Source organism: Kribbella steppae, from assembly GCF_004342025.1.
GTDB classification, from domain to species: domain Bacteria; phylum Actinomycetota; class Actinomycetes; order Propionibacteriales; family Kribbellaceae; genus Kribbella; species Kribbella steppae.
Window position 1 is genome coordinate 199,412 of record NZ_SLWN01000005.1, and the last position, 21,646, is coordinate 221,057.

Annotated in this window: 17 protein-coding genes; 6 read left to right on the forward strand and 11 right to left on the reverse strand. The window is 68.0% G+C overall.

What is annotated here, in order from left to right; translation table 11 throughout:
• A complete protein-coding gene (locus tag EV652_RS15775; protein ID WP_199238209.1) occupies positions 1-600 on the reverse strand; it encodes a cysteine hydrolase family protein in 600 nt (199 codons plus the stop codon).
• A gap of 240 nt (positions 601-840) precedes the next feature.
• Between EV652_RS15775 and EV652_RS15780 the strand changes: the two genes are divergently transcribed.
• Positions 841-2,073 (forward strand): aldose epimerase family protein, encoded by a 1,233-nt coding sequence (locus tag EV652_RS15780; RefSeq protein ID WP_132209883.1) that lies wholly within the window; start codon positions 841-843, stop codon positions 2,071-2,073.
• Between the two features lie 98 nt (positions 2,074-2,171).
• Here EV652_RS15780 and EV652_RS15785 read toward each other — a convergent pair whose 3' ends face one another.
• On the reverse strand, positions 2,172-2,759 hold the full coding sequence (locus EV652_RS15785) for a DJ-1/PfpI family protein (protein WP_132209884.1): 588 nt from the start codon (positions 2,757-2,759) through the stop codon (positions 2,172-2,174).
• A gap of 72 nt (positions 2,760-2,831) precedes the next feature.
• Here EV652_RS15785 and EV652_RS15790 point away from each other — a divergent pair, with 72 nt between their 5' ends.
• Positions 2,832-3,758, forward strand: a complete 927-nt coding sequence (locus tag EV652_RS15790) for a GlxA family transcriptional regulator (RefSeq protein ID WP_132209885.1) — start codon at positions 2,832-2,834, stop codon at positions 3,756-3,758.
• 40 nt (positions 3,759-3,798) lie between these two features.
• Positions 3,799-5,001: a cytochrome P450 gene (locus EV652_RS15795; protein ID WP_132209886.1), complete on the forward strand. Its 1,203-nt coding sequence runs from the start codon at positions 3,799-3,801 to the stop codon at positions 4,999-5,001.
• A 36-nt stretch (positions 5,002-5,037) separates the two neighbouring features.
• On the opposite strand, the gene EV652_RS15800 is transcribed toward EV652_RS15795, so the two are convergent.
• Positions 5,038-6,543, reverse strand: coding sequence for a hypothetical protein (locus EV652_RS15800; RefSeq protein ID WP_132209887.1), 1,506 nt, complete (start codon positions 6,541-6,543; stop codon positions 5,038-5,040).
• A 188-nt stretch (positions 6,544-6,731) separates the two neighbouring features.
• Here EV652_RS15800 and EV652_RS15805 point away from each other — a divergent pair, with 188 nt between their 5' ends.
• Together EV652_RS15805 and EV652_RS15810 are read left to right on the forward strand one after the other, a co-directional pair.
• Positions 6,732-7,652 carry a phosphotransferase enzyme family protein gene (locus EV652_RS15805; RefSeq protein ID WP_158441168.1) on the forward strand — a complete coding sequence of 307 codons (921 nt, stop codon included), beginning with the start codon at positions 6,732-6,734 and terminating at the stop codon, positions 7,650-7,652.
• A gap of 69 nt (positions 7,653-7,721) precedes the next feature.
• On the forward strand, positions 7,722-9,215 hold the full coding sequence (locus EV652_RS15810; protein ID WP_132209889.1) for a sensor histidine kinase: 1,494 nt from the start codon (positions 7,722-7,724) through the stop codon (positions 9,213-9,215).
• 25 nt (positions 9,216-9,240) lie between these two features.
• Here EV652_RS15810 and EV652_RS15815 read toward each other — a convergent pair whose 3' ends face one another.
• Genes EV652_RS15815 through EV652_RS15835 form a run of 5 tightly spaced genes read right to left on the reverse strand, consistent with a single transcriptional unit; the run spans position 9,241 to position 14,506 of the window.
• On the reverse strand, positions 9,241-10,155 hold the full coding sequence (locus EV652_RS15815) for a DUF6807 domain-containing protein (protein WP_132209890.1): 915 nt from the start codon (positions 10,153-10,155) through the stop codon (positions 9,241-9,243).
• A complete protein-coding gene (locus EV652_RS15820; protein ID WP_132209891.1) occupies positions 10,152-11,297 on the reverse strand; it encodes a Gfo/Idh/MocA family protein in 1,146 nt (381 codons plus the stop codon). Before EV652_RS15820 ends, EV652_RS15815 begins: the two co-directional genes overlap by 4 nt.
• 26 nt (positions 11,298-11,323) lie before the next feature.
• On the reverse strand, positions 11,324-12,655 hold the full coding sequence (locus tag EV652_RS15825) for an ABC transporter substrate-binding protein (protein WP_242001797.1): 1,332 nt from the start codon (positions 12,653-12,655) through the stop codon (positions 11,324-11,326).
• A 17-nt stretch (positions 12,656-12,672) separates the two neighbouring features.
• Entirely contained in the window at positions 12,673-13,557 is an 885-nt protein-coding gene (locus tag EV652_RS15830; RefSeq protein ID WP_132209892.1) for a carbohydrate ABC transporter permease, read from the reverse strand.
• Positions 13,547-14,506, reverse strand: a complete 960-nt coding sequence (locus EV652_RS15835; RefSeq protein WP_132209893.1) for a carbohydrate ABC transporter permease — start codon at positions 14,504-14,506, stop codon at positions 13,547-13,549. The genes EV652_RS15830 and EV652_RS15835 overlap by 11 nt, the downstream gene beginning before the upstream one ends.
• Before the next feature lie 226 nt (positions 14,507-14,732).
• Here EV652_RS15835 and EV652_RS15840 point away from each other — a divergent pair, with 226 nt between their 5' ends.
• The gene (locus EV652_RS15840; RefSeq protein ID WP_132209894.1) at positions 14,733-16,493 is read left to right on the forward strand and encodes a prenyltransferase/squalene oxidase repeat-containing protein; all 1,761 of its coding nucleotides are present in this window, start codon (positions 14,733-14,735) and stop codon (positions 16,491-16,493) included.
• Here the strand turns inward: EV652_RS15840 and EV652_RS15845 are convergent.
• The 3 genes from EV652_RS15845 to EV652_RS15855 all read right to left on the reverse strand — a co-directional run bounded on the left by EV652_RS15845 (position 16,490) and on the right by EV652_RS15855 (position 21,621).
• Complete coding sequence (locus EV652_RS15845; protein ID WP_132209895.1) at positions 16,490-17,467, reverse strand: NAD(P)-dependent alcohol dehydrogenase; 978 nt, start codon at positions 17,465-17,467, stop codon at positions 16,490-16,492. The two genes, EV652_RS15840 and EV652_RS15845, sit on opposite strands and share 4 nt — an antisense overlap.
• Positions 17,468-17,549: 82 nt before the next feature.
• Complete coding sequence (locus EV652_RS15850) at positions 17,550-19,400, reverse strand: hypothetical protein (protein WP_132209896.1); 1,851 nt, start codon at positions 19,398-19,400, stop codon at positions 17,550-17,552.
• A gap of 52 nt (positions 19,401-19,452) precedes the next feature.
• Positions 19,453-21,621, reverse strand: a complete 2,169-nt coding sequence (locus tag EV652_RS15855) for a glycosyl hydrolase family 28-related protein (RefSeq protein ID WP_132209897.1) — start codon at positions 21,619-21,621, stop codon at positions 19,453-19,455.
• Between the last annotated feature and the right edge of the window lie 25 nt (positions 21,622-21,646).

Here is a 21,646-nt window from a genome sequence, read left to right on the forward strand (position 1 = left end):
TCAGGATGGCACGGGTACGCCGGTCAGTTCGTCGAGCGTCCGAATGGTGGCGAACCGGCCGGCCAGGGCGTACTCGGTTCGCTCGGTGACGACCTCAGGACTGAGCGTCCGCGGATCGGCCAGGATCTCCTCGAGAGTCGCGTCGGCCGGCATCGTCCAGTGCGGCAGCGGGGTGGTCGCGGTCGCCTCGGTGACGAACACGACGTCGTACCCGAAGTCGGAGGCGACCCGCGTGGTCGTCTCGCAGCACTGCTCGGTCCGGATACCGCTGATCACCAGCTCGGTGACGCCGTGCTGAGTGAGGAGCTGCTGCAGATTCGTTGTGGTGAAGGCGTTGTGGGACGTCTTGGTGATCACAGGCTCGCTGGGCAGTGGTTCGAGACCCTCGATCAGCCGGACCTGGCCGTTGACCGGGTCGAACGCACCGCCGGTACCAGGCTCGGTGTGCAGCACCCAGATCACCAGGTCGCCCTTGTCCCGGGCTGCCCGGACCAGGCGGTCGACCCGCTCGGCGATGTCGGGGTGGTTCACTGCCTGCCAGTTCGGGCGGATCCGGAAGGATTCCTGGACGTCGATCACGATCAGTGCGGTTCGGCTCATACCGTCCATGCTCGCGGCCGGTCGGCGTACCGGAGAAGGCCCGATCAGGGCCGCTGGCGGACCGATCCGGTCAGCGGTCCAGGAGGGTTTCGATCATCGTGCAGTCATCGGACGAATTCGAACGGTGACGAACCATTCCAAACACTGGACTGGCGTGCTTATGGTGCCAAGGGTCGGCGTGGCTGCATGGATTTCTTTGGGCTCTCGCCGCACACCGTCGATTCAAGTGAGGGGAATCCGATGCCCGACCACCTACCCCGCCGCCAGGTCCTCCGCACGGCCGGCGCGCTCGGGTTGGGTGCCGCTGCCGCGGGCGCTCTCAGCAGCACCGCGGACGCCGCCACCCAGGCCAGTTCGATCGCTGGTACGCCGGATAAGTTGACCGCCATGGGCGAACATCACGGCAGGTTCGAGATCCGCAAGGATCCGTTCGGCACGACTCCTGACGGCCAGAAGGTCGACGTCTATACGTTCACCAACGGCCGGGTCACCATCTCGATGCTGACCTGGGGCGCCACCATCCAGCGGGTCGAGACCCCGAACCGGCGTGGCCGGACAGAGAACATCAGCCTCGGCTTCGACAACCTGCCGGACTACGCGACGCTCAGTCCGTACTTCGGCTCGACCATCGGCCGGTACGGCAACCGGATCGCGAAGGGGCAGTTCACGCTGAACGGGACGACGTACCAGATCCCGATCAACAACGGCGAGAACGCGTTGCACGGCGGCACCATCGGATTCGACAAGAAGGTGTGGACGGCCAAGGTCGTCCGCAGCGACAAGGCGGTCGGGGTCGCGTTCAGCTACGTCAGCCCGGACGGCGAGATGGGCTTCCCCGGTGAGCTGACCACGACCGTGACCTACACCCTCGACCGGCGCGACACCCTTCGGATCGACTACCACGCGACCGTCGCGGGCAAGCCGACCATCGTGAACCTGACCAACCACGTGTACTTCAACCTGGCCGGCGAGGGCAGTGGCTCCATCGACGGCCACGTGCTGCAAATGGACGCACCGTCGTACACCCCGGTCGATGCCGGGCTGATCCCGACCGGCGAGATCGCGCCGACAGCCGGTACGCCGTTCGACTTCAGTAAGCCGACCGCGATCGGCAAGCGGATCCGGGACGACCACCCTCAACTGGTGATCGGGCGCGGGTACGACCACAACTTCGTCCTCGGCGCCGACGCCGGCAAGGACGGCCTGCGCTACGCCGCCCGGTTCTGGGAGCCGGAGGAGGGCCGCACCGTCACCGTCCACACCAGCGAGCCGGGGGCCCAGTTCTACAGCGGCAACTTCCTCGACGGCACCTTCCAGGGCATCGGTAACAAGTCCTACCGCCAGGGCGACGCCTTCGCCTTCGAGACCCAGCACTTCCCCGACTCCCCCAACCACCCCAACTTCCCCTCCACCGTCCTCCGCCCCGGCGAGACCTACACCTCCACCACCACCTACACCTTCGGCACCAAGTAGCAACCCGGACGCCCAGGCCATCAACATCGCGGATCAGAACGGCACTCCTGCCTGACCGCGCGGCGTGACGGCGATTGTGATGGCCTGGCGGTCCGCGCCTACCTCCGCCAAACAGTGCCCTGGCGGTCGCGGCCGATCCATTGTTCTAGAGCGACGACGTCTGCGGCCGCGTCCAGTTCGCGTTCCAGCAGCCAGTAGGCGAGGTCGACGCCGGCGAACCAGCCGGTGCCGCAGGTGACCAGGTCGCCGTCGTCGACGATCCGTGCATCGATGACCTCGGCCCATTGCGCCAGGCGTTCGTAGTCGGCGCGGTGGGTCGTGGCAGGACGGCCGTCGATGAGACCGGCGGCGCCGAGCAGCAGCGAGCCCGAGTCGATCCCGGCCAGGATCAGGTTGTTGCCTCCGGCCCGCTTCGCCTCCGCCAGCTGCTTCGGAATCACACCGCGCTCGATCTCCTCCAGAATCCAGCCGCCGGACACCGCGAGCACCCGCGCCGTACTAGGTGACCACGGCTCCAGGCCCGCGAACGTCGTCCCGTAGCACCCGGTCACCTCGGTCACCCCGTCGGCCGTCACGAGCCGGGGATCCACCGCCAGCCCGCGCCGCTTCGCGTTCGCGAACACCGCGTACGTCGCCAGCGCGTCGACCTCGGCCACTCCTTCGAACATCAGTACGTCGATCCGCATACCCCTCAGCCTGCTGCTGTCGAGCCCGGAAATGAGAGTGGCTGGAAAGACATCATCAGCTAGATTCGCGCCATGACCAGAGTCTCCGTGCTCGCACTCGAAGGCGCGATCGGGCTCGAACTGGCCGGCGCGTGTCAGGTGTTCGCCAGCGCCGAGGGCCGGTACGACGTCCGCGTCTGCGGCTCACCGGGTACGACGCTGATGGCGCATGACCGGCCCATCCTCCGGGCGGAAGCGCCGTACCCACTCACCGAAGCACTCCGTGCGCACACCCTGATCGTGCCCGCCGCCTTCGAACCGATCGACGAGGTCGTGGAACTCGTGCGGGAGGCGCATCGGCGCGGAGTGCGGATCGCGTCGATCTGCACCGGGGCGTTCGTGCTGGCGGCGGCCGGCCTACTGGATGGACGGCGGGCCGCGACGCACTGGACGCATGCGGAAGAGCTTGCCCGCCGGCACCCGAAGGTCGAGGTCGTGGTCGACGCGCTCTATCTCGACGAAGGCGACGTACTGACGTCCGCAGGTGTCACGGCAGGGCTCGACCTCTGCCTGCATCTGGTCCGGCGCGACCACGGTTCGGCCGTCGCGGCGGCGGTCGCCCGGCGACTGGTGATGGCACCGCACCGGGACGGCGGTCAGGCCCAGTTCATCACCACACCCGTTGTCGCAGGCAACGATTCCCTCGAGCCGGTGATGCGCTGGATGCGCGACCACCTGGCCGAACCACTCACCCTCACCACCATCGCCGCCCACGCCGCGATGAGTCCACGCACCCTGTCCCGCCAGTTCCGCGCCCAGACCGGTACGACTCCGCTCCAATGGCTCATCCGCCAGCGCCTGACCCGCGCCCAGGAACTCCTCGAGACCACCACCCTCCCGATCACCCAGATCGCCACCCGCTCCGGCTTCACCACCCCTCTCCTCCTCCGCCAGCACTTCACCAAAACGTTCGCCACCACCCCCACCACCTACCGCCGCACCTTCGCCGCAACACGCTGATCGGTCGGTGAGGGTTACCTAAGTCGCTTAGGGTCGGGGTATGTCGGAGCCGGTGCTCGAGATTCCGTTTGATGATGCGTTTCGGTTCGATCCGTCGCCTACGTTCGCCGAGTTGCGAGAGAACCGGCCGGTGGCGCGGGTGCGGACGTTGGCGGGCGCCGAGGTCTGGCTGGTGACCCGGTACGACGACGTGCGGTTGGTGCTCGCGGATCCGCGGTTCTCGCGCGCGGCGGTGGTGAAGCAGGGCGCGCCGCGGGTCGCGCTGGCGAAGCCGATGCCGAACAGTCTGACCACGACGGATCCGCCGGAGCACACCCGGTTGCGCAAGCTGGTGTCGTCGACGTTCGCGCACCGGCGGATCGAGCGGACCCGGCCGTGGGTGGCGGAGTTGTCCGCGCAGCTCGCGGAGGATGTGGCCGCGGCCGGCGATGGTGCGGACATCCGGCAGTTGGTCGCGTTGCCACTCCCGATCCAGGTGATCTGCCAGTTGCTCGGCGTACCGTACGAGGACCGCGAGCAGTTCCGTGAGTGGACCGAGCTCGGGTACAGCATGCGGATGGCGGAGAAGGATCTCGTCGAGGACGCGATGACGAGTCTGACCGCGTACATCGAGGCCCTCGTCACCAAGAAGCTGGCGAACTCCGACCAGCCGGCCGAGGACCTGCTCGACGAACTGGTCCGCGCACGCGAGGAAGGTGACCGGCTCAGTCAGGACGAGCTGATCGCCTTCGGCGTGAACCTGCTCGTGGCCGGCCACGAGACCTCGGCGAACCAGATCTCCAGCTGCGTGGCGACTCTGCTGCGCTGGCCGGACAACTGGGCGAAGCTCGTCGCGAACCACGAGCTGGTGCCTTCGGCGGTCGAGGAGTTGCTGCGGTTCAACCGGTTCAGCGAGGTCGGCCAGTTGCGGGTCGCGATCGAGGACGTCGAGCTGCACGGCGTACAGATCAAGGCCGGGGAAGGCGTGATGGCGGCGCTGAACTCGGCCAACCGGGATCCGCGTGCGTACGACGACCCCGATGAGCTGCGGCTGGATCGCAAGGACAACAAGCACCTGTCGTTCGGCTTCGGCCCGCACTTCTGTCTCGGCGCACAGCTGGCCCGGATCGAGCTCCAGGAGTCGTTGCTGGCGCTCGTTCGACGCTTCCCGCGGATGAGCCTGGCCAAGCCGGCCGAGGACCTCGAGTGGCGCCGCGTACTGGTCAGCGGCCTCGCCGAGCTGCCGGTGAACCTCGGGAACTGAACCCCGCGCCGGGGAACGGCCGGCGCGGGGTTCCGATCAGTTCTGCGAGCTCGACACCAGGCCGTGCTCGGTGTCGTACTGCTCCATGAAGCGGGCGGCCATCGGCTCGCTGGAGGCGATCGCGTCGGCCAGCTTCTTCGGCGTGCGCTCGTGGCCCTCCGGCCAGTCGGACAGCAGCGCCCAGGCACGCATCCGCTTCTTCTCCAGCGCGGTCGGCTCCGGCTCGTCCTCGGCCGGCTTCTCCACCACCACCGGCTTCGCGGCCACCGGCTTCGCGACCACCGGCTTCGCGACGACCACCGGCTCGGGCTCCGGCAGCACCGGCTCGACGACGGCAGGCTTGGGCGTCTGGATGAGCGCCGGCGGCTGCGTGTCAGTCGGTCCCGCGAACGGTGACGGACCCTGCGGCTTCTGCACCAACGGCTCAGCCTTCGGCTGCGGCGCCGTCGGCTTGAGTCGACCGGTGGGCTCCGCCTTGGCCGGCTGCTTCGAGCCGTTGACGACGTGCTGCGACTCGTCCTCGTCCTCGACCACGACCGCCTCGGCGACGGACTCGTCGGTGTTGCGGTCGTAGGGCAGGTAGTCGACGGCCATCAGCTCACCCGTCATCGCCTCACCCCAGGCGTCCTCGTCGCGCAGCGACACACCCGTGTCCGTCATCGAACGCAGTTGCCGCGCCCGCGTCTGCTGGCCCTCGACCACCCAGACCGCTGCCCGCAGGTCGTTGCGGTCGGCGTCGTCCTCCGCCGGCTCCGGCGGCGGCGAGATCGCCTTGGTCAACTTGTTGGTGATGACCTCGTAGTTGATCCGCTCCTCGAGCATCCCGGCCAGCCGATCCGGGTCGTACGTCGTCTCGGCGATCTTGGCCAGCCGCTCGTCCTGGTGCTCGGAACGGATGTACTCGGCAACGGTTCCGGCGATGGCATCGCGTCGGGACTTGTTCCGGATCTGGTGCTGGGCCGCGCGCAGGCTCTCGTACAGGCCGTACCCGTGCTCGATCGCCAGTGACCGGGCCAGCCAGGTGACCCGGGGCTCGCGGGCCCACTGGATGACTCCGTACACCGGGCCGGTCTCGCGCATCTGCCCGGCCCGGCGCAGCGCGTCCCGGCGGCGGGCCGAGCTGTGGATCAGCCACAGCACATAGGCGAACGCGGACAGGCCGCCGAAGCCGAAGGCGAGGAACCGCTCCTCCGGCCGCCAGTGGCCGACCACGTTGAAGACGACCGCGACCAGGGCCGCGAAGAACGACATCGCGCGGTAGGCGTAGGCCTGCTCACCCTTGCGCCGGCGCAGGTCGGCGAGCGCGGCGGTGGCGACACCACCGAGCTCGAGCACGGCCACCGCGGGCGTGACGAGGGCGATCTTGAGGAACGGCGAGAAGCCGGTCTCGGGCCAGGGGATATGGGTCACGCCGGCCCAGACCTGGCCGACAAGTGCGGCCGCGGCCGCAGTAGCGTAGAAGGCGTAGGCGACCTTGTCCGCACCGGTGAGGGGTACGTTGGCCAGTTCGCCAGGACTGGTGCTGGTGGTGTTCTCCTGCAAGACGTGGTCTCCTGACCGGTTTGGGCTCTCCGGCAGTTTCGTCGGGTGATGGTACGGCGGCCTCCCCCAACAGGGCGCTGCAAGAGGCTACCGGTTTCCGGCCCCGAAAGGGGAGGCGAATCCGGAAACGTCTCGAACCTCCCCACTCGGCCGCTCGTTCACACCTCCGAGGTTTTAACCTCTTCTTTGTGCTTCCGACTTTGCGCTCACTGCCCGACCCCGCCGCGCTGGCGCCGTACCTGCGTGACCGCTACGGCATCGACTTCACCGGCTGCACGCTGCTCCGCTCTCTGGTGAACGACGTCTACGAGGTGACCACGGCCGACGCGCGGTACATCCTCAAGCTCTACCGGTACGGCGGCCGCCACCTGGACGGAATCCGTTGGGAGACAGGGCTTTCGGCCCACCTGATCGCCAACGGACTGTCGGCGCCGGCGATCCGTCCGCTCCCCGACGGCGACCCGGTCGGGCTGCTCGACGCACCCGAGGGACCCCGCCCGTTCGTGCTCCAGGAATTCGTCGACGGCACCAAGCCGCCGTACGCGGAGGAGCTCTATCGAGACTTCGGCGTACTGGTTGCCCAGTTCCACGAAATGGCCGATTCGTATGTGTCCGAATTTCCCCGGCGTACGGCCGACCTGTCACACAGTCTCGACGAACTCCGCCCGCAGCTTGCGCCCGCGGAGGAAAACCTGCTCCAAGACCTTGCCGATGCTGTACGGAACAACCTCGCGCAGTACAGTGCCGAGCGCGGCATCTGCCATGGCGACGTGACCCTCGACAATCTCCTGGTCGCCGGCAACTGTCTCACCCTGTACGACTTCGACCTCGCCGGTGCCGATTATCGCGCCGCCGACTTTCACCGGCGTCGCGTCCACGCCGTACTGGCACGCCCTCAAGGCCGGCTACAGCACCCACCGCCCGATCACGGCGGAGGACGAGGCCGCCATCCCTTACCTCGGCGTCGCCGGGCGGATCTCCAACCTCCGGTTCCACCTGGTCGACAAACCGCTGATCCGCGGCACCGAGTCCCGCACCGAAGGCTGGGCGGACCGCGAACTGACTGCCCTTCGGCAGGCGGCCGACGAGCTTCTCTGACGCGTCAGTAAATCGCCATTCACAGCGATCCCCCAGGATGCGTCCAGGAAGCACCAGGTTTGGGCGCACATCCTGGGGAGATGAGCCGCGTCCTGCCGACCTCGCTGACCGCACGGGTGACCCTCGCGGTCGTCTTGCTGATGGCAACGGTCAGCCTGGTGATGAGTGCGTTGACCACGGCCGCCATCAGCTCGTACCTGACCACGCAGCTGGATGACAAGGTCGGCGCATCGCACAGCCGGGCGATCGGCGTACTGAACAAGAGCGGCGACGACAGACCTGAACCGCCGGACATCGACAACCCACACGGCCAGGACGCGGGCACGATCACCCTCTACCAAACCGACGCAGCCGCGAGTGCCAACGTCATCACCTCGGACGGGGAGCTTGCCGGCCTGTCCGCGCAGGCGATCAGCGCGCTCGCTTCGGTGCCAACGGGTGGGGCGAACGAAACCATCGACGTACCGGGGTTGGGTCAGTACCGGGTGCATGCGTCGCTGATCCGCGGTACGACGGTCATCACCGGCCTGCCCACCAAGGACATCGACGACACGGTGAACAGCCTGATCGGCTGGGAGGTCCTGTTCGGTTGCGTCGGCGTGGTCACCGCGGGAGGCGTCGCGATCATCGTCGTACGGCGTCAATTGCGGCCGCTGCGCCAGGTCGCGCAGACCGCCCGCGAGGTGGCCGGTCTACCCCTGGCCACGGGCGAGATCGGCGTGACCGCTCGGGTGCCGGAAGCACTCACCGACGAGCGGACCGAGGTCGGTCAGGTCGCGGTCGCGTTGAACACCTTGCTGGGTCACATGGAGAACGCGTTGGATGCCCGGCATCGCAGCGAGCAGCAGGTCCGGCAGTTCGTTGCCGATGCCTCCCATGAGCTGCGTACGCCGCTCACCACGATTCACGGCTATGCGCAGCTCAGCCTCCGCAGCCCGGAAGTGCTCCCGCTGGCCATGGGCAAGGTGATGGTGGAAGCCACCCGGATGGCGTCGCTGGTCGAGGACCTGCTCTTGCTGGCCCGGCTCGACGCCGGCCGGCCGCTCGACCTCAGGCCGGTCGACCTGACCCGTCTGGCACTGGACTCGGTGACCGATGCGCGGATCGTGAGTCCCGACCACCAGTGGACTCTGAACCTGCCCGCGGAACCCGTGGTCGTCACCGCCGACGAGCAGCGATTGCACCACGTCGTGACCAACCTGCTGAGCAACGCCCGCCGGCACACCCCGGCTGGAACCAGCGTGACCGTCGGCCTCCGCGCCGATGAGGAACGGCACTCCGCCGTCCTCACCATCCACGACAACGGCCCCGGAATCCCGGCCGACCTGCAGCCCAATGTCTTCAAGCGATTCACCCGCGCCGACACGTCTCGCACGCGCGACTCGGGCGGCTCAGGACTGGGCCTGTCCCTGGCTCAGTCCATCACCGAAGCCCACGGCGGCGCGATCACCGTCACCTCCCGCCCCGGCAACACCTGCTTCACCCTCACACTGCCGGGCGTGACCGAACCGCCAGGCCATCACAATCGGCGGTCCGCACGTGGGGCCACGCTCAGGGTCGGACGTCGCCGGTGATTGTGATGGCCTGGCGATCCGCAGATCAGCCGGCCGCCAGGGCCTTCTGAGCCTGGGCGGCGAGGGCGGTGGCGCGTTGGTCGTCGGAGCCTCCGTCGGCGACCAGGACGGCGTAGCGGAAGCGGAGGGTGGAGCCGGCTTCGAAGGGGAGTTCTTCGGAGAAGAACGGGGCCGGGCAGACGGCGGCGAAGTCTTCCGAGCGGACGAACCACTGCGGTGGGTGCCGGACGTTGTTGGCGGCGTCGGCGATGATGATCGTCGAGGCGCGGTCGTTGTTGTCGTGCTTGCCGCTGAAGCCCATCCACGCGGCTCGATGGCCGCGCAGCTCGTCGCCGCCCTTGCCCTGCTGCGCCAGCACCGTGCCGTTGGTGAACGACCGCGGTCCACGCCAGAACAGGCCGCCGTACCCGGCGTTCTCCCGGCCGGCCGTGGTCGGGCTGCCGATCTGGATGGTCTCACTCGACACGTTCGTCATCGCGGTCTCGTAGACCAGCACCCAGCCGTCGTCGGCGAACCGCGTGGTCAGTGACCGCGACTCGTCGACGACATGCGCACCGGCCTGCGTCCGCCAGGACAGGTGGTGGGAGAACCGGACCAGGTCGTCGGACACGTCGAGCGCGTCGATCCGGTCGTGGTCCATCGAGCCGTTGTTGTCGAGCTGCTGGTAGCCGGCCTCCTTGGAGAACGTCGGCCCGCCCCAGAAGTTCTCGTGCCCGAAGTGCGGCAGCGACCAGGTCAGGCCCTTGTGCCAGACGTGGTCATGCGGCCGGAACACGCTGACCAGGTCGCCGTCCAGCGTCCGGATCGGGTGCAGGAAGGGCCGCGGCGACTCCAGCTGCGGATCGGTCGCCCGGTAGACGTAGGTGAACAGCTCGCCGTCACCAGCCGTGACCTGGATAGACCGGCCGACAGCATGGTTACAGCCGAGGTTCTGCGTCATGAACTCTCCCGTTTCGATTGAATGATGGTCCACGGCGCCCCGAGTTCGCTGAACAACGCCAGCTCGTCGGAGGCCCGGTCGATCCACTTCTCCACATCGACCACGATCGGATGTCGCTCGAGCCCGTCGCCTTCCCAGCGGACCAGGCCGGCTGGGATCTCGGCCGGCGCCTCCGCCACCCGCACCGCCTCGACGACCTTGGTGAAGCCACCGGTCGCGGTGAGCGGGCAGTACAGCGGTACGGCGGGATCCGCGCGATGGGCGAGCAGGTTCTCCAGCAAGTCGTCCCGCGCGTACGTCGTCACGGTCACCCCCGAGCCGTCGTGGAGCTCGAGCGTGTCCGTGGCGTACTTGAGTACGGCGCGACCGGTCGAGCCGTGCACGATCACCTGCGGCTCGAGATGTTCCGCGGCGCACAAGGTCACCGCGATCAGGATCGTCGTACCGCGGCCGGTGACGATCCGGACCGTGGACGTGTCGTCGGACTCGATCGGGTTGGCCCGGAACAGCTCGGTCTCCACCGACCGTACGTCGTCCGCACCGGGCGAACCGTCGAGCAGCAACGCGGCCGCGGTCGAGTGGGCGAGCGGGTTCGTCACCGCGCCGTCGACCACCGCTACCCCGTCGAGAGTACGGCGACCGGCCCACCGCGCGCGCTGGAAGTACTGTGCCTTCCGCACCCACTTGCCGACCGCGCTGATCCCGCGGATCTCGCCGAGCCGCCCGTCGGCGATCAGCTTCGCCAGCGTCAGCGTCGCCGTGGAGGCCTGCGCCTGAAAGCCGACCTGGCATGCCCGGCCGGTCTCGGCGACCACCGCGGACAACTGCTCGAACTCGGCCAGCGACGCGGTCGGCGGCTTCTCCAGCAGTACGTCGGCGCCCGCCCGCATCGACAGTTCGGCCAGCGGGACGTGCGTCTGGATCGGCGTACTGATGATCACCACGTCGACCTCGGTCGACGCGAGCAACTCGTCCAGGCCGCCGTACACCTGGACGTCGGCGGGCAGGTCCTCGGCCGGCCGCGGGTCGGCGACGGCGACCAGCCGGGCGCGGCCGGCCTCGGCCAGCCGCGCCACGTTCCGGACATGTGATGCCCCGTGGCCGTGGACACCTGCCACGGCCACCCTGGGCACGTCGGTCATCTGAAATCAGTTGCCATCAGCAACACTTACTTGAGCTCCCCGTTGACCTCGTCGACGAATCCCTGCGCGGCCTTCTCCGGTGTCTGCCGGCCGAACAGCACCTCGGTGGTGTACCGCTGGATGATCTTCTCCACCTGACCGCCACCCACCGGCGGCGCCGGCGACGGGTCGCCGAGCTCCTTGCCGATGTCCTGGATGAACTTGGCGGACGCGGCGTCGGCCGGCTGCAGCTTCGGCGTCACCGCCGCGCGGATCTCGGTGTTCGGCGGCACGCCCCGCTCGGCGAGCAGGATGTTGCCGGCCGCCGTGTTGTTGGACAGGTAGTTGACGAACTCGGACGCGGCCTTCTGGTTCTTCGACCGCGACGAGATCGACCAGAACATGGATCCCTTGTAGTAGGAGCCGTTCGCGTCGGCCTTGCCCTCGACGCTGGGGATCCGGAGCAGCTTGAGCTCCTGGCCGGCCGCCTTGCTCATCGCGTTCAGCTGGTTGCTCCACATCCAGCTCATGGCCAGCTTGCCGGTGGCCATCGCGGACTGGTCGAGCGCGGCGTTCATGTCCTGGGAGACGAACTCCGCCGACGGGATGGCCTTGGCGTCGCGCAGCTTCAGCACCTGCTGGTAGAACGCGGTCACCTGGCCGGGCGAGACGCCGAGCTTGCCGTCCTGGGTCCACAGCGACTCACCGTGCTGGCGGGCCCACAGGTTCAGCGCGGCCTCGTTGGTCCCCGGCGCGCCGGTCCCCCAGCCCTTGCCGTTCAGCTTGGTGCTGAGCTCGGCCGCGAGCTTGGTGTAGTCGTCCCAGGTCCAGGTGGTGTCGTCCGGAAGGGCCACGCCGGCGGCCTTGAAGATCGCCGGGTTGGCGACGATGGCGAAGGAGTTGATCCCGGCGTTGAGGCCGTACAGACCGCCGTCGAACTCACCGGCCTTGAGGGTGTCCTCCTCGAACTTGCCGGTGTCCAGCCCCTCGGCCTTCTTCAGGTCGAGCAGCGCGCCGCGGTCGGCGTACTCACGCAGGTACTTCTCGTCCATCTGGATGATGTCCGGTGCGTCGTTCGCGGCGACCGTGGTGGCGAGCTTGTCCCAGTACCCGGACCACTCGCCGAACTCACCCTTGATCGTCACGTTCGGGTGGTCCTTCTGGTACGCCTCGATCGCCTGCTGGGTCATCTTGGTGCGGGTGTCGCCACCCCACCAGGTGAACCGGAGGGTGACCGGGCCGTCGGCGGATCCGCTGTCGTCGCCGGCGCCGCCGGAGTCGCCGCCGCAGGCGCTGGCGGCCAGCAGGGTGGTGGCGATCGCGGCGGCGGCCAGGGCCCGCAGGCGACGGCCCGCGGTGGGTGGGATGTGCGGCCTCATGATGTGAACCTTTCGTGTTACTTGATGCCGGTGGTCGCGATGCCCTTGATCAGGAACCGCTGGCCGAGCAGGAAGGCGAGGAAGATCGGGACGAGGGAGACGACCGACATGGCGAACATCGATCCCCAGGACGATTCCGCGGTCGCGTCGACGAACGACCGCAGGGCCACCGGGACGGTGTACATCTTCGGATCGGTCAGGTAGATCAGCTGGCTGAAGAAGTCGTTCCAGGTCCAGATGAACGTGAAGATCGCGGTGGTCGCCAGCGCCGGCACCATCAGCGGCAGGATCACCCGCAGGAAGGTCCCGGCCCGGCCGCAGCCGTCGATCCGGGCCGCCTCGTCCAGCTCGCGCGGGATACCGCGGATGAACTGCACCATCAGGAAGATGAAGAAGGCGTCGGTGGCCAGCATCTTCGGGATGACCAGCGGCAGGAACGTGTTGATCCAGCCGGCCTGCGAGAACAGGATGTACTGCGGCACGATCACCACGTGGATCGGCAGCATGATGCTGAGCAGCATGATCGCGAACCAGAACTTCTTCCCGACGAACTCCAGCCGGGCGAACGCGTACGCCGCCATCGAGCACGACACCAGGTTGCCCACGACGCTGCCCAGCACCACGGCCGCGGAGTTCAGCAGGTAGCGGGTGAACGGCTCGGTCAGCGCGTTCCAGCCGACCCGGTAGTTCTCGATCCGCAGGTCCTTCACCAGCAGGCCCGGCTCGCGGAAGATCTCGTTGCCCGGCCGCAGTGAGCTGACCACCATCCAGATCACCGGGTAGAGCATCACCAGGGCGGCAGCGGCCAGCGCGAGGTGGATCACGAACGGCCGGATCCGGACCCAGGTGATCGCACCGGACCGTCGCGCGGCCAGCGTGCTTCGGATCGTCTCAGTCGTCATAGAACACCCAGTACTTCGAGGCGAAGAAGTTCGCCGCGGTGAAGACCCCGATGATCACGAGCAGGAACCACGCCATCGCGGAGGCGTAGCCCATGTCGAAATTGCCGAAGCCCCGGTCGTAGAGGTAGAGCGTGAAGAACATGGTCGAGTCCGACGGCCCACCGCTTCCCCCGGAGACGACGAACGCCTGGGTGAAGGACTGGAACGCGTGGATGATCTGCAGCACCAGGTTGAAGAAGATGATCGGGGTGAGCAGCGGCAGCGTGATGCTGAAGAACCGGCGCAGCGTCCCGGCACCGTCCACCGACGCGGCCTCGTAGTACATCGCCGGGATCTGCCGCAGGCCGGCCAGGAAGATCACCATCGGCGAGCCGAACGTCCACACGTTCAGCACCACCAGGGTGCCCAGCGCCGTACTCGGGTCGGAGATCCAGCCCTTGCCGTCGATCCCGACCAGGGCGAGCACCTGGTTCATCAGACCCTCGGTGCCGAACACCTGGCGCCACAGGATCGCGATCGCGACACTCGAACCGAGCAGCGACGGCAGGTAGAAGACCGAACGGTAGAACGCCATCCCGCGGACACCGCGGTCCAGGACGACGGCGAGCAGCAGGGCGACCGTGAGCTGCAGCGGCACCGAGACGAACACGTAGGTGAAGGTGACGCGCAGCGAGTTGTGCAGCCGCTCGTCGGACAGCATCCGGGTGAAGTTCTCGAACCCGATCCACTGGGGCGCCTGGATCAGGTTGTAGTCCGTGAAGGACAGGTACAACGAGGCCAGCATCGGCCCGATGGTGATGAGGAACAGCCCTAGCAGCCACGGCGCGAGAAACAGGTACGCAGCCAGATTGTCTCGCTTGTAGACCTTTCCCGCCCCGCCGCCCCGGTCAGGCTTCTGCCCTGCGGGTTTCTTCTGCCGGAGCGTGCCGAGCTCGCCCAGCGCACTCATATTCTTACCTCCGGAAACCTCGCGGCCGCGGAAAGCGCTTGCCTTGGCCGGTCAAGTTAGCCCAGGAAACCGGTTCACACAAGACTTTGAGCCAACCTCGGCTGACCAGAAGCGGACTCGTGCGAAGTATTGACAGGACAAACCTCCGAGGAGACAGTACTGGACATTTGGCAACCGCTTACCGGCGCCGATGGGCGGTGCGTCCCCTGTCACCTTGGAGGCTTCGATGCAGCGTCGTACGTTCCTCGCCGGCTCACTGACCACGCTGACGGTCGGTGCCCTCTACCCGGCCACCTCGGCCGGGGCTACAGATGCTGGAGTAGCTGCTGTGGACGAAGACTTCCTCGCCGTACTGACCAACGCCAACCAGGTGCAGATCCCGCTGGTACTGGGCAATCTGCAGAACCCGTCCGACAGTGTCCGGGCCGTCGCGCGGAAGGCCCGTCGGCTCGTCTCCGGGTACGTGTGGGGCAAGTCGTCGTACCACCATGACGCGTCCTTGCTGGCGCCGTTGCTCTGGCTGGCCGAACAGCTCGCGGCGCGGCAGCACGAGGATGGCTTGTACGACGTCGGCAACCTGCACTCGCCGCCGGACACCTCGTTCGCCATCCAGGACATCTGCATGGTCTACGGGCTGCTCGACGCCGACGACCAGGCGGAGACCAAGCCACACCGGGCGATTCTGGCGAACGTACTGCGGAAGGCCGGCCCCGCACTCGCGAGCGGCGGCGTGCACACGCCCAACCACCGTTGGGAGATCGCGGCCGCGCTGGCGCGGACCCACCACCTGTTCCCGGACCGCCGGTACGCCGCCCGCATCGACGACTGGCTCGACGAGGGCATCGACGCGACCCCGGACGGGATCTACAGCGAACGCAGCTCGACGTACGCCTCCGAGGTCACGAACCACTGTCTGCTCACGGTCGCCTGGCTGCGGGACAAGCCCGAGCTGCTCGAGTACGTCCGGCGCAACCTGGACGCGACGCTGTACTTCCTCGAGCCGAACGGCGAGGTCGACACGGTCGCGTCCCGGCGGCAGGACCAGAACCGGATCCGCGAGATCTGGTGGTACCTGACCCAGTTCCGCGAGCTCGCCCACCACTCGGGTGACGGCAGGTTCTCAACTGTTGCCAAGAGCATCGAGCAGCGCGGCACCGGTGAGATCGGCGACTTCCTGGCCGAGGTGCTGGAACGGCCGGAGATCGCGGCGGTGCTGCCGGCCGCCAAGCCCGCGCCCACCGACTTCGCTCAGCACTACCCGTCGCAGGCGTCGGCACGGATCCGGCGGGGTACGCGGACTGCGACTGTCTTCGGTGGAACGGACTTCCACGACATCCCCGTGATCGCCTCCGGCCTGTCCACCAACCCGACGTTCTTCAAGCTACGCAACGGTGCCGCGATCCTCGACTCGGTCCGGCTGTCGCCGCAGTTCTTCAGCACCGGCCACTTCCGCAGCGACGGCATGCGCCCTGTCGGACCGCGCACGTACAAGCTGGCGCAGGAGGTGAAGGTGCCGTACCACCTGCCGCTGCCGAAGCGGTACCGGCGGGAGGACGGTCTCTACGCGCTCACCCTCGACGGGCGGTTCTACGCGTCGATGGACTTCCCGCACCGGCCGAAGCAGTACCGGACGCTGCGGACCGAGGTCACGATCGTTGAGGTCGGCAACGGGTACGACCTGACCTTCGAGTTCGACGGTGACGAAACGGCGTACGCGATCGAGCTGTGCTTCCGCGCCGGCGGCACGCTGGCCGGGGTCGAGACGTTGGGGACCGCCGGCAACCACCAACTGGTCTCCGGCACCGGTTCCTACACGGTCGGCTCCGACCGGATCGAGTTCGGCCCGGGCAACGGCGCCACCCGGGTCTCCATGGACCCGGGTGAGCGCTACACCTACCTCGGCGGCAGTCTCACCCCGGACGGCCTCCGCGTGTACATCACCGGCCGCACCCCGGGCCGGCAAAGCCTGCAGTTGCGTACTTCTTAGGCGGTGATGACCACCTTCGCGCGAGCGTGCTCCGTCTCCACGTACCGAATGGCCTCAGCGATCTCGGCCAGCGGGTAGGTGCGATCGATGGCCGGGATCAGCTTCCTGTCCTCGGCCATCGTTCGGAGCGTTGCGAGGTTCTCCGCACTCGGCTTCGCGTCGAAGGTGACGATCCGCTGGCTGACGAAGCGGGACAGCAGCATGCCTCGGATCATCAGGCCGACCGGGCCGAACACGCTGCCGCCGCGGAACACTCCGCCACCGGACAGGATGAGAAGCCCGGTCGGCGTCAGCGCGCGGCGCAGGTCGGCGAGAGAGCGGTTTCCCACCAGGTCGAGTACGACGTCGTACTGCTTGCTGGTGAAGTCGTCCTGCGTGTAGTCGACGACTGCATCGGCGCCGAGCGATCGCATCAGGTCGACGTTCTTCGTGCTGCAGACAGCGGTCACCTCCGCGTCGAGCGCCTTGGCGATCTGTACGGCGAAGGTCCCGACGCCACCCGAGGCACCATTGATCAGGAGTTGCTGTCCGGCCTTCAGTTGCGCCACATCACGCAACCCCATCAGGGCGGTGTTCGCCGCGAGCGGCATCGCGGCCGCCTGCTCGAACGTCAGGTTGGCGGGTTTCGTGTCGACCACGGTGTCCGGCGCCTTCACGTACTCGGCGAACGCTCCGCCCGCCTCGCCGTACACCTCATCGCCCGGCTTCAACCGCCGTACGTCCGGCCCGACGGCTTCCACTACTCCGGCGAAGTCCGTGCCCAGGTCCATCTTGGGCGCCCGGAGCCCGAACGTCGCCGGATCCATCAGCCGGGCGACGTACGGGTCTCCACGCATGACGTGCCAGTCACGGGCGTTCAGGGACGCCGCTCGGACCCGCACGAGCACCTCGTTGCCGACGACACCGGGCTGGTCGATCTCCTTGACCTCCAGTGCCTCCGGCCCGCCGTACCGCCCCTGCACAACCGCCTTCATCCGGATCCTCCCCTTCGGTGGCTGCGACGCTATCCGGTGAAGTGATCCGGGGCCATCCGGACGATCCCTACGCGATCCCTGGCTACCCTGCCCGGACTGTTGTCTCGAGTACGCCGTCATGCGGGATGCGGAGCACGTGGATGCGGCGGCTCTGGTCGCGGAGGTAGGTGCGGGTGGAGGTCGTGAGCGAGGCCGGCCGGTTCCCGGACCAGGTGATGGTGATGACGGCCGCGCCGCGCTTGATCGTGAGGGCCTCGGCGGTCGCCGTACGCGTCTGGTTGTAAGGGACGACAGTGCCGTCCGAGAACGTGACCTCGTCACCTGGCCGGAGGACCAGTGGGACCTGCTCGGTGGCGGCCGCGGTCGCCGCGACCCGCCGGGTGACGGAGTTCGAACCGAGGATCAGGTCGGTCGACACCGAACCGTCGGTGGTGCGGTAGCGGACCAGATCCTCCGACGGGTACTCGGCGACAAGGTTGCTCTCGGCATCGGCCTTGCCATTCCGGACCGTTGCCCAGCACCCGGTCGACGTCTGCTGCGCGTGGATCACCGTGCCGGCCACCGGATGCCAGAGGAAGCCGGTGCCGGCCTTGACCACACTGCCCGGCCGGGTCCCGAAGAACGCGCCGAGGTAGAAGCCCGGACGCCGTACGTAGAGGTAGTCCTGGTTCTCCACCTCGTCGCGGCGCAGCTCGGTGAAGTGGTCCTGGCGAAGGTACGGGATCCGCGCGATCGCAGCACGCTTCGCGGCGCTGGTCGGCAGGGTCTCGCCGTACGGCGCGTGCGCGATGATGCGTGGTGACGTGTCCTGCTTGGCGAGCACGGGGACCGGCGCCGGATCGGCTGCCCAGCCGGCGCGCAGCGCCGCCTTGTCCTCGCGGGAGGTGAAGAACGCGCCGAGCTCCGGTACGGCGGGGACGAAGTGTGAGCCGAGGATGCTCCGGTCGGGATCCGGGATCGCGTCGTCGTAGTACGCGGTGGCGGTGCGGTCGGACACGGCGTAGTACGTCAGCCAGCCGGAGCCGTCCGGCTCGCGCAGCAGGTTGTAGCCGAACCAGTCGGTGAACTTCCGCGTCATCGAGACGAGTAGCGGGTTCCGGCTGTGCAGGTAGAGCTCGGCCATCTCCGGCAGCATCACCTCGAAGTTGTAGTTGATGTCCATGCCGCGGGGGTCGTAGAAGAACCCGGCCGGGCTCTGCGACCACTTGGCGACGTACCGGATCCGCTCCTGCAGCCGGAGCCAGCGGGCCTGGTCGGGCAACAGCCGGAGGGTGAGTGCGGAGCCGGCCACACCGGCGACGGCCTGGTTGGTGTACTGGAACGGGTCGTCCCAGACCACGGTGTTGGCCGGATCCAGGTACCAGTCGACTCCCTTGCGCAGGGCAACTTCCAGCTCGGTACGACGGCTCGGCAGCGCACCGGCCTGACGGAGATTGGCGAGCGTCTTGGCCAGGTAGCCGAGACCGAAGCCACTCGACGCCTTGCCCCGCTCACCTGGGGCGTACTCCGGCCACGACCCGTCCGGGTTCTGCAGCTTCAGGTAGTGCTCCAACGCGGCATCCAGCCGCCCGAGCAGGGCGGGGTCGCGGTGGTACGGATTCCACGCCCGCTGGTTGGCGTAGAACCAGCTCAACGTGAACACGTGCTCCTGCACCCGCGCGTTGAACGGCTGCGCCGGCGTTCGCCACCACCCACCACCCATGAACCCGTACGGATCGGTGTCCACGATGTCGTTGGTCATCGGCGCCAGAGTCACCAGATACCCCGCAAACCGCTGCTCCCCCGCCGCGAACACCCGCCGATCCGGCGCCCCCACCGGAAGACTCGCAAGCAGGGGGAGACTTCCAGCGGCACGCGCGGGCGAGGACATCAGTGCGGGCGCGAGTCCGGCAGAGGCGGCACCGAGCAGGACAGTACGACGTTTGACGGGCATGACTGGACTCCTGACAAGACTGAGCATTTTCGGGATGGCGGGAGGTCGGGGTTCACCGGATCTCGACGACGGTGAACTCGGGTTCGGGGACGCTTCGGCCGGTGCCGAGGTCGGCGACGGAGGCGCCCCATTGGGTGAATTCGGGGGTTTTGTCGCGGTAGCCCCGGTTGCCGCGGAAGGTGATCGCACGGGAGTTTCGCAGGCCCACGCCGTACGGCGATGGGCCGAGGACGGTGGCGACGCGGAAGAAGACCGAGTTGCCGAAGAGCAGGTCGTGGCAGTGGTCCAGCTCGACGGCCTGGGACTGCCAGCCGTAGAGGTGGTCCTCGGTCTGGAGGCCGAGGAACTCCCAGTTCGCGACGTGCCGGAGGACCACCTCGCGGTGCTGGTGGTGCTCGACCGAGACCTCGTAGGCACGCGTGGGGACGGTCGAGTACTCGACCAGCAGTCCGTTGTCCGCCCAGCCGTTCGCACTCCAGATGTTCGACAAGACACCGCCACCACCGCGGACCCAGACGCCGTACTTGTGCCGTCCTCGGTACGTGTAGCCCGGATCGCCGCTCGCGACGTCCTCGGGATGCCATTTCACGAACTGCGTGGTGATGTCCGCGAGGTAGGAGCCGCGACCCGACTGCCAGCGGATGTTGACCGACCCGGCCGTGTCCCGGGCCGTATCGAGGCCGAGCCCGGAGACGATGTTGCGGCCGCCGGGCGGCGTCTCCACCAAGGCCGCCGGCCGCTGCGGATCACCGAAGTACGACGTACCGTCCGGGGTCCGCAGCCAGGTCTGGCGCGGGTGGAGTCCGACCAGGTTTGTCCGGTGCCGAAGCCGCAGCGTCCCGGCCAGGAGGTACTCGCCGATCGGCACGAACACGGTCTCGTGTCGATCGACCGCGGCTTGGAACACCGCGAGATCGTCCTCGGTACCGCTGCCGACCGTGCGTCCCATCCGGGCCGCGACCTCGGTGATGCTCACCCAGCTGGACACCGGCGGCAGGTCCGGTACGTCGGACCTCAACATCTCGCGGATCGTGGTGTCGTCGCAGGGCCGGGAGAACGTGCGGACCCCGTCCGACCGGGTCTCGCCCGCTGACAACGCCCGCTCGATCCGCAGACCGTAGGTCAGGTCGACAGCACCCTCGCGGGCCGGCGTGCGGCCGCCGGACTGGGCCAGGGTGAGCAAGGTCCCGGTCCGCCGCACCGCGCTGTCCACCAGGTTCAGCTGGTTGCTGTTCCGGATCAGCGGATTGCTTGCGTCTGGCAACAGATCGCTGTCGTTCAACAGCAGCGCGGTGTCACTGAGGTCGTCGAGCAGGCAGTTCTGCAGGTACAGATGCACGAACTGACCCGGCACACACTCGACACCCCGCGGCGCGTCTGCCAGCACGGTCCGGACGAGGACCAGCTTCGCGTCGTTGTTCGTCCGGATCGCCGTCTCGCGCTGACCGGTGAATCGGCAGTCCAGCACCGTCGTCTGCCAGCCGGCCGAGGCCGCGAACGCGTTCAGGCCGACGGCTCCCCCGGTGACCCGGACCCGCTGGATCAGATTCGCGTTGTGGTCGGCCCCGGCCCAGCCGTCGCCGACCTCGAGGTCGAGGTCCTGCAGGACGCACAACTGCGCACCGCCGAAGCGGACCGCGATCGCTCGTGGGTTGCCCGGGCCGATCGTGATGTCCAGGTTGATCAGTCCGGAGCCGAAGGTGTCGTTGTTGGCATACGTCACCGGACCACCGACAGGTCGCCGCCGGAACGAGAACACATCGCGTGGGGTGCTGCCGGCGTACCCGGGACTGTTGTCCGCCAGGACGAACCGCGGCCGCCGTGCGCCGTACCCGATGATCCGCACGGAGTCGTGGACGTCGATCGGCCCGGTCAACCGGTAGGTGCCGGGCGGCACCAGTACGACACCGCCGCCGTCACCCAGCGGGAAGTCGCGCACCCCGCCGAGGATGTCGCCCAGCTTGTTCGCGATCCCGCGCCGCGACGCCTCGTCGACCACGGCCCGGACGGCGGCGGTGTCGTCGCCGATCCCGTCGCCGTGCACCTCGAACCCCGGCGACCCGAGCAGCACCGCACCCGGATCCGGCGGCCGCGACTGGTACGTCGATACGAACCGAACCGGATCCCGGTCGCCTGTTGCGACGGCCGGTGTGGTCGTGCTGACGAAGGAACCAGCGACGGCTCCGGCGGCCAGGCCGGTGAACTGGCGTCGACTCAGCATGTGGAGCCTCCTCGGCGGCGGGGGT